Source organism: Dielma fastidiosa (assembly GCF_003475485.1).
GTDB lineage: Bacteria > Bacillota_I > Bacilli_A > Erysipelotrichales > Erysipelotrichaceae > Dielma > Dielma fastidiosa.
In genome coordinates, this window is sequence record NZ_QRQL01000001.1 from 819,164 (window position 1) to 831,343 (window position 12,180).

Sequence of the window (12,180 nt, forward strand, 5' to 3'; positions counted from 1 at the left end):
AAGGTCAAGAGGTTCTTTTTATTTCACAGGTATCAAAATTTCAGAATAATACTCACTGGCATCGGTTTCACTGACAGCCAGCATGTAATTAATATAAATCGTTCCAGTCGGCTGATACCCCTTTTGCTTCACTTTTTGAAAGAGCGGCTCGATCTGTGCTTTGATATCTTTATGGTCATTAAATTTCATCAATATCCGCGCGCACAGCTCAGTTTCCTCTAATAACGGACAAGTCTTATCCTTTAATAAATGGAACTCGTCTTCCATCTGTTTTTCCAATAAAATCATAAACGCTGACTGTACAATCAAATCATTTTGCTGATGATAAACACCGACCAGCTGACAGACATCAAAAATATCTGAAGCAAATATCCGCTTGCTCTTGCGATAAGCCGCCATCTCATTTTTACCTCTAAGCAGCACGTAATAAGCTGGCATCGGCTGAATTTTCACATCCCCCATCGCGGCTTTAATTTCATCTACATTCTGAGCGGTCAAAGCGAGTTTTTTTAAGATCAACTTCTGTTCCTCTATCTGTGCCTTAATCTCTGCTTCCTTGATCGTTAATGTCTGCTGGAGCTGATCCAGATCCCCTTGATAAAGAATCGTATGAATATCCTGTAAGCTTAAATCCAAACGCCGGTAAAATAAGATATCGATCAGCAAGTTAATATCAGTTAATTCATAGCTGCGGTAATGATTCAATTCATTTACTGACGGCTTTACTAAACCCTTTTTTTCATAAAAGCGAAGCGTATCACTGCTGATACCAAATAGACGGGCAATTTCACTGATCTTAAAATTTTCACTCATAGACAGCCTCCCTTTCTATTATTATATCAGAAATTATTTTACTGCATAAAAAAAGAGGCATTGATCCTCTAGCTTTCAATAACATCCCGCTCATATTCAAGCAATGCCTGCTTGCGGACAATACCGCCGGCATATCCAACCAATTGTTGATTTTTACCGATAACACGATGACACGGTATGATAATACAAATGGGATTGCGGTTATTGGCATTGCCGACTGCCCGTACTGCTTTCGGCGAACCCACAGCCTCTGCAATCTGCTGATAAGAGCGTGTTTCACCAAAAGGTATCCGCTGTAATTCAGCCCAGACCCGCTCCTGAAAAGGGGTGCCATGGACAGACATCGGCACATCAAACTGCAGCCGCTTGCCTTTAAAATATTCCTTCAGCTGTTTTTTTACCAGCTTGGAGCATGGTGTTTCTTCGGCACTTTCACATTTTTCATTCACAAAAACAAGCGAAACTAATTCGCCCTCAATAACACCTATACGCAGCAATCCAATTGCTGATTTAAAATAGTCTATCTGCATTTCCTTTTCTTTATTCATCCCTGATACTCCTGCCTGCTTAGTGGAAATAATTATACTACTTTTTTTATCTTTTGAATATGGATAATTTTACTAAATTATCCAATGCCTTATAAGCCCCTTATTTATTTGCACATTTTAGTTATCTATGAGTGAAATATTTGTAGTTTTGTGCAAATGTTTTGCACATACTAACAAGCTTTCGCTTCTTGTTTTACTTTTAAAAAATCGAGTGTTATAATTTGACTATCAAGGAGGATTTTGTATGAGCAAACCTAATCCATTAAAACAAATCGTAGCTAAACAAAAAAAGGGTGAACCGGTAGGTATCTACTCTGCCTGCAGTGCCAATGAATATGTCATTGAAGCTGCACTGGAATGCGCAAAGCGCGACAATGCTTGTGTGCTGATTGAAGCCACTGCCAATCAGGTTGACCAAAACGGCGGTTATACTGGCATGAAACCGGTAGATTTCAAAGCCTTCGTCATGAATATCGCCGATAAGGTTGGGGTTGATAAAGACCGTATTTTCTTAGGCGGGGATCATCTTGGCCCATTAACCTTCGCAAGTAAAAATGAAGCTGAAGCAATGGCTGACGCGAAAGAGCTTGTCAGATGCTATGTAGCTGCTGGCTTTACTAAAATTCATATTGATACAAGTATGAAAGTAGCCAGTGATGATCCTAATGTCCGTTTAAGTGATGAGATTATCGCTCAGCGCGGTGCTGAATTAGCCAGAGTCTGTGAAGATACTTATCAGGAATTATTAAAAACTGAACCTGATGCGGTAAGACCGGTTTACATCGTCGGCAGTGAAGTACCAATTCCAGGCGGTGCTCAAGATCCTAACGCCGGCATGCAGGTAACCCGCGTTGAAGATTTCAAAGCAACTGTCAAAGCATTTGAAGATGCTTTCGCGGCTAAGGGTTTAAGCGATATCTGGCAGGATGTTATCGGGGTTGTCGTTCAGCCGGGTGTTGAAGAAAAGGATGCTGGCTGTACGGAATATGACCGTGCGAAAGCCGCTGAACTGATGGCAGCCATTAAAGATTACCCAAATCTGGTATTTGAAGGTCACTCTACCGATTATCAGACAAAATATAAATTAAGAGAGTTAGTTGAAGACGGCGTCGGCATCTTAAAAGTAGGGCCAGGCCTGACTTATGCGATGCGTGAAGCATTATTCGCGCTGGCTTATATGGAAGATATGATTCTTCATGGCAAGGACGATGAAAAATCTGATTTCATCAATGTTCTCGAAAAAGCTATGATGGATGATCCAAAGAATTGGCAAAAGCACTATCATGGCAATGCTGATGAATTATGGTTCAAACGTAAATTCTCATTCTCTGATCGTTCCCGTTACTATATGCCGGTTGAAAGTGTAAAGGCTGCGAAAGATAAGCTGATTGCTAATTTGAGAAAATATGGTATCTCATTGGCCGTATTGTCTCAGTTTATGCCGATTCAGTATACTAAAGTACGCTGCAATGAATTAGAAAATGATCCGGAAGCTTTAATTAAGGATCGTATTAAAAATACTATTGACGAATACTTATACGCGTCACATCAAGAAGTTCTATAATTATTAAGCTCGCTCAGCGAGCTTTTTTTGACATAAAAAGGCGCGGTTTGTCCGCGTCTTTATCGATCATGCTTAGGCCCAAAATCAACCTGCGGCAGCAATTCACTGATTACTTCCATGGCCTCCACAAATCTGAGCTGTTGTTCAGGGGTAAATTTTTGGATTTCCTCAAAAGCATGCTTTGAGTATTTGCTTTCAATTTCTTCAATGACCCGCTCACCCTTTTCAGAGACCAGAATATAAATGATGCGGCGGTTTTCCTTGCAATACTGCCGCTTCACATAGTCCATTTCAACCAAATGATTGATCAGCTGCGTTGCCTGCTGACGGCTCATCTGCATCTTATCCGCATATTCACTCATCGTCATCATGCCGCAGTATTTCAGATACCAAATCGTACTCATCTGATTGGTTGTGAGATCATAATCGAATTTATAGTAAGCCGCAAATGTTTTGTTAATGCCCTCTAAGCTGCTGCTGACATAACGCATCAGGACGTCGCGCATCTGCTGTTCATTTAGTTTATCATATCCCTTTGTATTCATTCTAATCCACCTGCCATATGTTACCATTATAGCACAATCATTACTCTTTGACTTTATATTTAAAGTATTGTCAAGAAAAAAGACAGAGGGCTCTGTCTTTTTTTACTATTTTTTAACTGCTTCCTTAACTGCCGCACTAATTCCCTGGCAGTCCAGCGTAGCGCCGGAAATTGTATCAACCTCTGAGCTGTCAGCGTCGATAATTGCCTGAATATAATCACTTAATTGTGTATCATCCATAAATAAGAATTCTTTGCCTTCAACAGCTTCTACATTGGTGATTTTACCATCAGCAATTGTTACTTCAATCTTGATATCACCATGCTGACCTTTATATATTGCGTCATATTTACCATCTTCTAATTTAGGATCAGCAGGTTTTTCTTCATTGCTGCCTGCCTCAACAACACTGGTTACTGTGCTCTTGCCGTCAAAGGCATGCTGAGCCGCCGCGCGTCCTGAAGCAATGGCTTCTGAAAGGAAAACACCATTTTGATAAAGATTAGATACATAGCTTCCTAATTCACCAGCTTCATATAAGTTAGGAATCGGATTGCCGTCCCAATCAAGTACCTGTGAATGCGTATTGCGCTGAGCACCGCCGGTAGTCGCAACTAAGGTTGGCGTTAATTCAACTGCATAATAAGGCGCCTGATCAATTTTTTCCATCGTTGCCGGATCACGGTTGAAATCACTGTCAGCACCCGCATCAACCATTGCGTTATAACGATCGATCGCCGCTTTTAATTCAACAGGATCACGGCCGATCTTTTCAGCTAATTCTTCAATCGTATCCGCTTTGATGATCCATCCCTTAGCAATTTCATCTTCATTATTCTTTGACCAAACATAGCCTTCAGTCGTAATTGGCCAAGACAGCCACTGACTTGCTACTGATTCACTTGAAGCCAGCTTGTCATCAAAAATCAAATGGACAGGCAGCGCTCTTTCATGAGGTAAATCCACATAACGTCCATATTCAACATACTTCATATGCTGACGATGATAATCCTTTGATTCATTATAGAAACGCTGAGTATCAGAATCAATTTCAATCCAAGCACCTGATTTAAAGGTCATATTTCGCATAAATGTTGATTCATACTCAGGCACCTTGATGCCTAACCAGAAACCGCCGGACTGTGTCTGATTATTCATGTGCCACATTTTCGCGCCAACCTTCATCAGCATGCGGATACCATCCCCTGTATTGCCAGGTGTACCAGCTGTATAAACCGTATCCATACCATGATAGTTGCGCTGCATTTCAAGATTATTTTCGAAACCGCCGCAGGCCAGCAGCACACCTTTATTGGCTTTGATCCGAATTAGATTGCCTTCTGGATCCTGTGCGATGACACCAAGAATAGCCTTCGTCTGCGGGTCTTGAATCAAATCAATGGCCGGTGTGGAATAAGCCACCTCAATGTTATCTCGCATTTCAACGGCCGCGTTGAACCCCTTCCAAACGCCGCCGTTTTCAAAAGCACCTGAGCCTTCCTTGCGGATGTGGGCCGAAGTGCCTTCAAAACCTGCGCCCGGGAATTCAGCAAATTCGACAACCAAACTGCCCCAGCGAAGCGGACCGCCGCCAACATAACCAACCTCATAACCGGCCGCGTTGACAGTGCCCTGAACCCATTTAATCTGATCAGCGAATTCCGTCGCTAAGAAATCAAGATATTCTTCAGGAATTGGATTCGGCTCATTACAATTTCTGATATATTCTTTAAAACCCTCTACCCCTGACTCAGAAGGTACGATAAATGTCTGCCCGGAAGCAATTGAATTACCGCCCGCTAATGTTTCCGGCATTTTTTCAAGCACTAGAATACTGGCATCCGGCGCAATATCACTGGCTTCCAAAGCTGCCGCTTCACCGGCTAAACCATAGCCTACGATCAGAAAATCAACTTCCCTGTCCCACTTCTCTTCAGTTTTTGGTTCCGCTGCCGTACTGCATCCAAAAGCTGTCAGAAGCATGAACATCGATACTACTAAACCTGTTAATCGTCTTCCTATGTTCATTTTCATCCTCCTCGAACATTGTCATGAAATCATTTCCCTTTTCATTCATGATTATTTATAGTAAACAACTGGTTACTATTTCATTGTAACATCTTAAGCCTTTTTGTCAATAATTTCACTTATAATTTGTTATTAAATTATCAATTTGCCAATTTACTTGTGAAGGAGGACTCAATTTATAAATATATCCTTTATATTTTCACAATTCAAAATAAAAGAGAGCCTGCGCTCTCTAAATTTCCATGATTTGCTGATAAAGATGCTTCATCTGCTTTCTCATTTCATTATATTTCTTATGCTTATCCAGATTTGGATCGTAGCTTACTGTATGCAATTCCTTATTCACGGCGCGATACCCCTCTGCCACATTCGAGTATAAGCCTAACGCGCACGCAGCAACCAAAAATGCTCCGGCAGCTGTGCTCTCACTGTTATCACTGCGGGTTATTCTGCATCCGCAAACATCGGCTAACAGCTGAGAAAAGCCTTCACTCGCTGACATACCGCCACTGATACAGATTGAATCAACTGCCGCATACTTTTTGAAATGTTCAATATTTTCAGCAATTTCCATGCAGATACCTTCAAGCAGAGCTTTCAGCATCGCTTCTTTGCTTGTCTTAAGGGTTAAATTATAAAACATCGCCGTAGCGCCGCTGTTCCAATCCGGCGTTGAGCGGCCCTGAAAGTATGGCAAGACAATACAGCCATCAGAATCCGCATGCAATGCGGTTTCATTCATCCACCCGTAAAAATCCTCATGATCGCTGCAGAAGGCAGAATGGAACCATTCAAGCGCTGAGCTGCACGTAAGAACACTAGCTTCAAGGATATACTGTGAAGCGACAGACGCCGCGTTGCAGACCACATCCATTGCTAAATGGTTTGGATAATGCTCACAGGGTGTCAAAAGGAAGGCACCGGTACCCAAGGTTAAGGAACAGATTCCCTCACTGACCGCACCCTGACCAATCATGCCGCATTGCTGATCACCGCCGGCACTGATGATTGGCAGGCCGGTGCGAATACCGGTAAGCGCCGCGAAGTCATCACTTACCGATGCAATGATACTGCCGGCTTCATGCAGCTCACACAGCTTTTCTTGATCAATGCCGAATAATTTCAGCTGCTCCTCATCCCAATGCCCCTGCCTAAGATTCATCAGCAATGAACGGCTGCCATAGGTCTTATCACTGGCGAACTGATTGCTCATAACATGAATCAAATAATCAGGAATAACTAACAGTTTATAAGCCTGATCATAAAGATCACGGCGATTTTCCTTCAGCCATTTCATTTTAGAGCCGGAAAACACCGGATTCACACGTGATCCGCAGCGTGAGAAAATCAATTCATTATAACTCATTAAATCATTGCAGCACTCAACACAGCGGCGATCCTGCCACATAATCGCATCAGAGAGCGGCTTACCTTTTTCATCAACCGCGATTACACTTGAGCGCTGTGAAGTCAAGGCTACCGCGTCAATATCATGCCCTGAAAGATTCGACACAATATCGATCAGCGCGCCGCGGAAATCTTGCGGATCTTGTTCAATATACCCATTATCAAGCAGTTTTACCTGATACTTTTTTTGACAGCTGGCAAGCTGTGAACCATCTGCCGCATAGACGATGCCGCGCATACTTGAGGTACCGACATCAATGACTAAGATTTTCACTGCTTTCACCTCTTTCCTCAAGAATACGGTGAATATGAATCGTCAGATACATAATTTCCTGATTCGTCAGCGCAGTTTTAAACCGGCCATGCAGATATATCTCAATCTTTTTCACGCACTCATATTCAACCGCTAAACTGCTGATGATCTGTTCATACAGCATTTCTTGTTTTTCTGACGGCAGCAGCTGATCTGAAATCAACCGCTGAACAAACAGTCTCAGATGCGTGACAAAACGCGAATAAGCAATGCTGTCCTCATCATAAATCAATCTGAAATTATACTTCACAATATCTAAAATATCGGCAACTACCTCATTAATCAGCGTCATCTTACCGCTGTATGGATTACGCTGCTGAGCGGTAATAAAATGAAAAGCAATATTTCCCACTTCATCCTGAGGCAATTCAACACCGGCTTTTTCCTTCATCAGTTTTAACGCGTATTCCCCCACATCAAACTCATTAGGATTAAAGCGCTTCATATCCAAGGTATAGAAATTCTGAAACTGAATACCATTTTTCATTCGCTGGGCCGCAAAAGCCAGATGGTCTGTCAATGCGAGATAAATATGGTCAACTAGCCCCATCTGATACGTATCTAAGGCATAATCAATCACCATTTTGGCAATCTCAAAATAGATACTGTCAGTATCCACCACCAGCCGCATCATGTTCTTGGAAATTTCACGATCCTTCAGGATAAATACCTTTTCAATATCTTTCTTATCAAGATGAGCACCAATCGCTTTATTATAACCGATCCCCTTACCCATCAAAATAATTTCCTGACCCTCATCATTTAATGCCAGAATCAATGAATTATTCAACACCTTTACAACTCGCATAGCTTCTCATCCCTCTTACTTCCAACGCTTTATTTAGCGCCGTTATCTTTGATAACCTTCTGATACCACATAAAGCTGTCTTTTTTAATTCTTCTTAAATCCTTCAAATCATGATCCTCACGATTGACATAAACAAAACCATAACGCTTTTTGAACCCCTGATGTGAACTCAGCAAATCCATGAATGACCATGGACAGTAGCCCATCATTTCCACACCATCTTCAATCGCATCGCTGATTGCATCAATATGAGCATCTATATAAGCTATTCGATAATCATCATGAACATGACCGTCTTCAGTTAACACATCAGCGGTGCCTAAGCCATTCTCAGTGACAATCATCGGCAGATGATAACGCCGATAATAATCATTCAGCACAAGACGCAGTCCCATCGGATCGATCTGCGCGCCATACTCACTGGCCTTCAGATTCTCATTCTTCTCATCACGGCAGTAGCCATATTGATCAAAATCAACCTCATTGCCGCGGAATACTCTTGATCCAATCGGATGCTTTTCATCCGCCGGCAGATAGCTGGCACATAAGGTACGATAATAATTCAGTGCGATGTAATCAATCTTAGCCTTTTTTAAAATCTCTTGATCTTCCTTCGGCATCTGCGGCACAATATTTCTTTCCTTCAGATAACGCATGTAATAGCCTGGATATTCACCATTCATATGCATCTCAAGACAATAGTTCGTCTTAAAATTATCATTCATTCTGGCGGCCCAGACATCCATCGGCTGATTGGTCAGCGGATAGGTGCAGGTAGAAGACACCGCCGGCCCTACTTTACCATCCTTCACTAATTCATGACAGGCATTTACCGCTAAGGCATGCGCAAGGAACATATGATAATCCATTTGAGCACGCATCTTATCCGCCTGATAATCATCTTCCACATATATATTCATGCGGTTATTTACTCGAATCATCAAATTTTGTTCATTATGCACCTGCCAGATTTTTACCCGATCACCAAAAGCCTGAAAGCAGATACGGGCATAACGTTCAAATGCAAAGGCGCATTCGCGGCTTTCCCAGCCATTGTATTTCTCAACTAAAGCATACGGCAAATCAAAATGATACAGCGTTACCAGCGGCTGAATGCCATTGCTGATTAATTCATCGATAACCTGATTATAGAAATCAATACCATGCTGATTCACTTCACCGTCGCCGTCTGGAATGATTCTTGTCCATGCCAGAGAAAAACGATAAGCCTTCATTCCCAATTCTTTCATTAATGCGATATCTTCACGCCAATGATGATAGAAATCGCTGGCTACCTTACTGTCAGCCTGTTTATCAGAATGCTTAAATGAATTATAATCCGCAACACTCATCCCCTTGCCGTCTTCATCCCAGCCGCCTTCAATCTGAAAAGCGGAAGAAGAAGCACCCCATAGAAAATGTTCAGGAAAACGTTCTTTCATTTTATACCTCCTAACGTGCTGCCACAATGACAGTTGTATTAATATCAGCCTTAGCCTTTGGCAGACCAGTTACCACTGAGAATTCATTCGTATTGCTGATAACTACCGGTACACTCATATCAAAGCCTTCTTTTTTCAATGCTTCAAGATCAAAAGAAATGATCTTTGTACCCTTTTTAACAAAACTGCCCTCTTCGACATTCTTCGTAAAATGCTTGCCATTTAATTTTACGGTATCCATACCTACATGAATTAAAATTTCCGTACCATCCTGCAAAGTCAAACCAATCGCATGCAAAGTCGGATAAATCAGACTGACCGTACAATCAGCCGGCGCTACAACTTCACCCTTACTTGGAATAATCGCAATCCCTTTACCTAAAGCACAGGAAGCAAATACTTCATCATTTACATCTGTAAGCTCAATCGCTTCGCCCTCAATCGGTGACGCAATTTCCACATCAACATGATCAGGAAGTTCAACGACTACATTCTTTTTAACTGTTTCTTTACTGTCAACATCATCAAAACCAATAAAATAAGTCATTGCTGCCGCACCAAAGAAGGCAACCCCAATACCAATTAAGTAGAAAGCAAATCGTGTCATGCCATAAGCCGCATAGGTGAAGATAGTCAAGATACCATTATTAGCAAAAGCATCACCATATACGTTCCCCAGACCCATGACAGCACCGCCGATTGCACCGCAGATTACCGCATAAACCATTGGTTTTTTCAGACGCAGGTTACAGCCGTAGATGGCAGGTTCAGTGATACCCACTAAGGTTGCCGCAATGGCTGAAGAAGCCGCAACTTGTTTCAGATCCTTGCTCTTTGTTTTAAGCATAACACCTAAAGCCGCGCCGCCCTGTGCAAAGTTTGCAGAACCGGCAAAAGCTAATAAATTCTGATGACCATTAACCGCAACATCATTTAAACCAATTGGCAGCAAGGCACGGTGAGCACCAAAAATAACACATACGCCCCACAGACCGCCGATCAGCGCGCCGCCAAGCACAGCACTGACATTCATAATTGAATCATAGATAAATTGTACGCCGTTACCAACATAAATACCGATTGGGCCTAATACAACAAATACCAGCGGCAGCATAATTAACAGCTCAAGACCCGGAACTAAGATAATTTGAAGAATCTCAGGAATGAACTTTTTCAGATATTTTTCCAGCACCGCCATTACGATTACCGCCAAAATGATTGGAATTACTGATTCAGTGTAAGAGAAAATCTTAACGGATTCACCAATCTGCCATGCACCCTTCATGATTGGCAAACCAAAGATCGTTGAAGCAACCTCCGTATTTTGAATCATTGCATCGATGGCTGGATAAACTAATGTACCGCCGATCGCCATCGCAATTACCTGATTACATTTTAATGCTTTTGCTGTTGTATATGCAAGGAAGATAGGCATAAAGTAGAAAATAACCTGACTTGCATTATAGAGAATATTATAAGTATCCGTAGCTGCTAAATCATAACCATAGTTGCTCAGCAAAAGCTTAGCTGCCGTCAGCAGACCCTTGATTAAACCAGCGGCTGCAATAGCTGGAACTAAGGGTGTAAATATTTCCGTAACCTTTTGAAGGATCAAATTACCGATGCTCTGCTTTTCTTCCGGCACATCAACATCCCCGCCGGCATAAGCATCACCGATGATTTCAATGACCGCATCATAGATTTTAGTGACCTTGGCACCGCAGACTACCTGAAATTGACCGCCTGCCACTACAACTGAAATAACGCCCTCAAGATGCTCAACAACTTCCTTATTTGCTTTCTTTTCATCTTTTAAAACAAAACGCAAACGAGTAAAACAATGTGTAACGCTTTTGATATTTGACTTGCCGCCGACATTTTCAAGAATGTCTCCCGCGATTTTCTTATAATCCATTTTCATTTCTCCTTTTCATTTTTTTATAAGTCATTGGCCATATGACAGTTGACAGACGCAAAAAAAGATCCCATCAGCCCATAACACTCTGCTCCTCCTAAAGAGAAGTCAAGAATTATAATCTGATGCGATCTTGCCTGCTTACCAGTAACACGTCGCTGATTAATCTATCAATCTAGTAGTATGTTAACACAAAGTTTTTTTGATTTCAAGAGAATTTATGATTTTTTTGCAAGCGTTTGCATTTTAAACGGGCAATTCTTAGTCTGAATTATATTTATAAGGAATAAAGCATATAGAATTATTTTCATTCAAACTGACAATGAATGTCATTCGTTTAATTTCTTTGCAGGAATTGCAACTGCTTCCATTTACTTCCCGTATTTTTTGCATAAATTCTAAAAAAGGGTCTTGTCAAACTCAAAATCTCATGATATTATATACAAGCGTTAAATAGTTCAGCATGGAGAAGTACTCAAGAGGCTGAAGAGGTGCCCCTGCTAAGGGTATAGGTCGGGATACTGGCGCGAGGGTTCAAATCCCTCCTTCTCCGCCATTTATAAAATGGTAAATTTGGTCCAGTGGTGTAGTGGTTAACATGCCTCCCTGTCACGGAGGAGATCGTGGGTTCGAGTCCCATCTGGACCGCCATTTATTGCAGATGTAGTTTAATGGTAGAACACAACCTTGCCAAGGTTGATACGGGAGTTCGATTCTCCTCATCTGCTCCATTGATTAATAAACACCTTCGGGTGTTTTTTTTATATAAAAACACCGGCACAAGAAGCAAAAGCTTT

The 12,180-nt window shown here is 41.7% G+C and carries 9 protein-coding genes and 3 tRNA genes; 4 read left to right on the top strand and 8 right to left on the bottom strand.

Features of this window, described 5'->3' with window-relative positions:
- Positions 1-18: 18 nt before the first annotated feature.
- Entirely contained in the window at positions 19-813 is a 795-nt protein-coding gene (locus tag DWZ33_RS04190) for a MerR family transcriptional regulator (RefSeq protein WP_118453908.1), read from the bottom strand.
- A 68-nt stretch (positions 814-881) separates the two neighbouring features.
- On the bottom strand, positions 882-1,361 hold the full coding sequence (locus tag DWZ33_RS04195; RefSeq protein ID WP_022936666.1) for a methylated-DNA--[protein]-cysteine S-methyltransferase: 480 nt from the start codon (positions 1,359-1,361) through the stop codon (positions 882-884).
- Positions 1,362-1,605: 244 nt separating this feature from the next.
- Here DWZ33_RS04195 and DWZ33_RS04200 point away from each other — a divergent pair, with 244 nt between their 5' ends.
- Positions 1,606-2,925: a class II D-tagatose-bisphosphate aldolase, non-catalytic subunit gene (locus DWZ33_RS04200; RefSeq protein ID WP_118453909.1), complete on the top strand. Its 1,320-nt coding sequence runs from the start codon at positions 1,606-1,608 to the stop codon at positions 2,923-2,925.
- Positions 2,926-2,984: 59 nt separating this feature from the next.
- Here the strand turns inward: DWZ33_RS04200 and DWZ33_RS04205 are convergent, their stop codons facing one another.
- The 6 genes from DWZ33_RS04205 to DWZ33_RS04230 form a co-directional block, all read right to left on the bottom strand.
- Positions 2,985-3,470 (bottom strand): MarR family winged helix-turn-helix transcriptional regulator, encoded by a 486-nt coding sequence (locus tag DWZ33_RS04205; RefSeq protein ID WP_022936664.1) that lies wholly within the window; start codon positions 3,468-3,470, stop codon positions 2,985-2,987.
- A gap of 105 nt (positions 3,471-3,575) precedes the next feature.
- A complete protein-coding gene (locus tag DWZ33_RS04210; RefSeq protein ID WP_182425510.1) occupies positions 3,576-5,498 on the bottom strand; it encodes an FAD-binding protein in 1,923 nt (640 codons plus the stop codon).
- A 232-nt stretch (positions 5,499-5,730) separates the two neighbouring features.
- Positions 5,731-7,179, bottom strand: a complete 1,449-nt coding sequence (locus DWZ33_RS04215; RefSeq protein ID WP_118453911.1) for an FGGY-family carbohydrate kinase — start codon at positions 7,177-7,179, stop codon at positions 5,731-5,733.
- Positions 7,160-8,026, bottom strand: coding sequence for a PRD domain-containing protein (locus DWZ33_RS04220; RefSeq protein WP_118453912.1), 867 nt, complete (start codon positions 8,024-8,026; stop codon positions 7,160-7,162). The genes DWZ33_RS04215 and DWZ33_RS04220 overlap by 20 nt, the downstream gene beginning before the upstream one ends.
- Positions 8,027-8,055: 29 nt before the next feature.
- A complete protein-coding gene (locus DWZ33_RS04225; RefSeq protein ID WP_118453913.1) occupies positions 8,056-9,468 on the bottom strand; it encodes a glycoside hydrolase family 1 protein in 1,413 nt (470 codons plus the stop codon).
- Positions 9,469-9,478: 10 nt separating this feature from the next.
- Positions 9,479-11,383, bottom strand: a complete 1,905-nt coding sequence (locus DWZ33_RS04230) for a beta-glucoside-specific PTS transporter subunit IIABC (RefSeq protein ID WP_118453914.1) — start codon at positions 11,381-11,383, stop codon at positions 9,479-9,481.
- A gap of 465 nt (positions 11,384-11,848) precedes the next feature.
- On the opposite strand from DWZ33_RS04230, the gene DWZ33_RS04235 reads away from it, so the two are divergent.
- From DWZ33_RS04235 to DWZ33_RS04245, 3 genes are all read left to right on the top strand, one after another.
- Positions 11,849-11,939, top strand: a tRNA-Ser gene (locus DWZ33_RS04235).
- 19 nt (positions 11,940-11,958) lie between these two features.
- Positions 11,959-12,034: transfer RNA gene (locus DWZ33_RS04240), tRNA-Asp, on the top strand.
- Between the two features lie 6 nt (positions 12,035-12,040).
- Positions 12,041-12,114: transfer RNA gene (locus DWZ33_RS04245), tRNA-Gly, on the top strand.
- Positions 12,115-12,180: the final 66 nt, after the last annotated feature.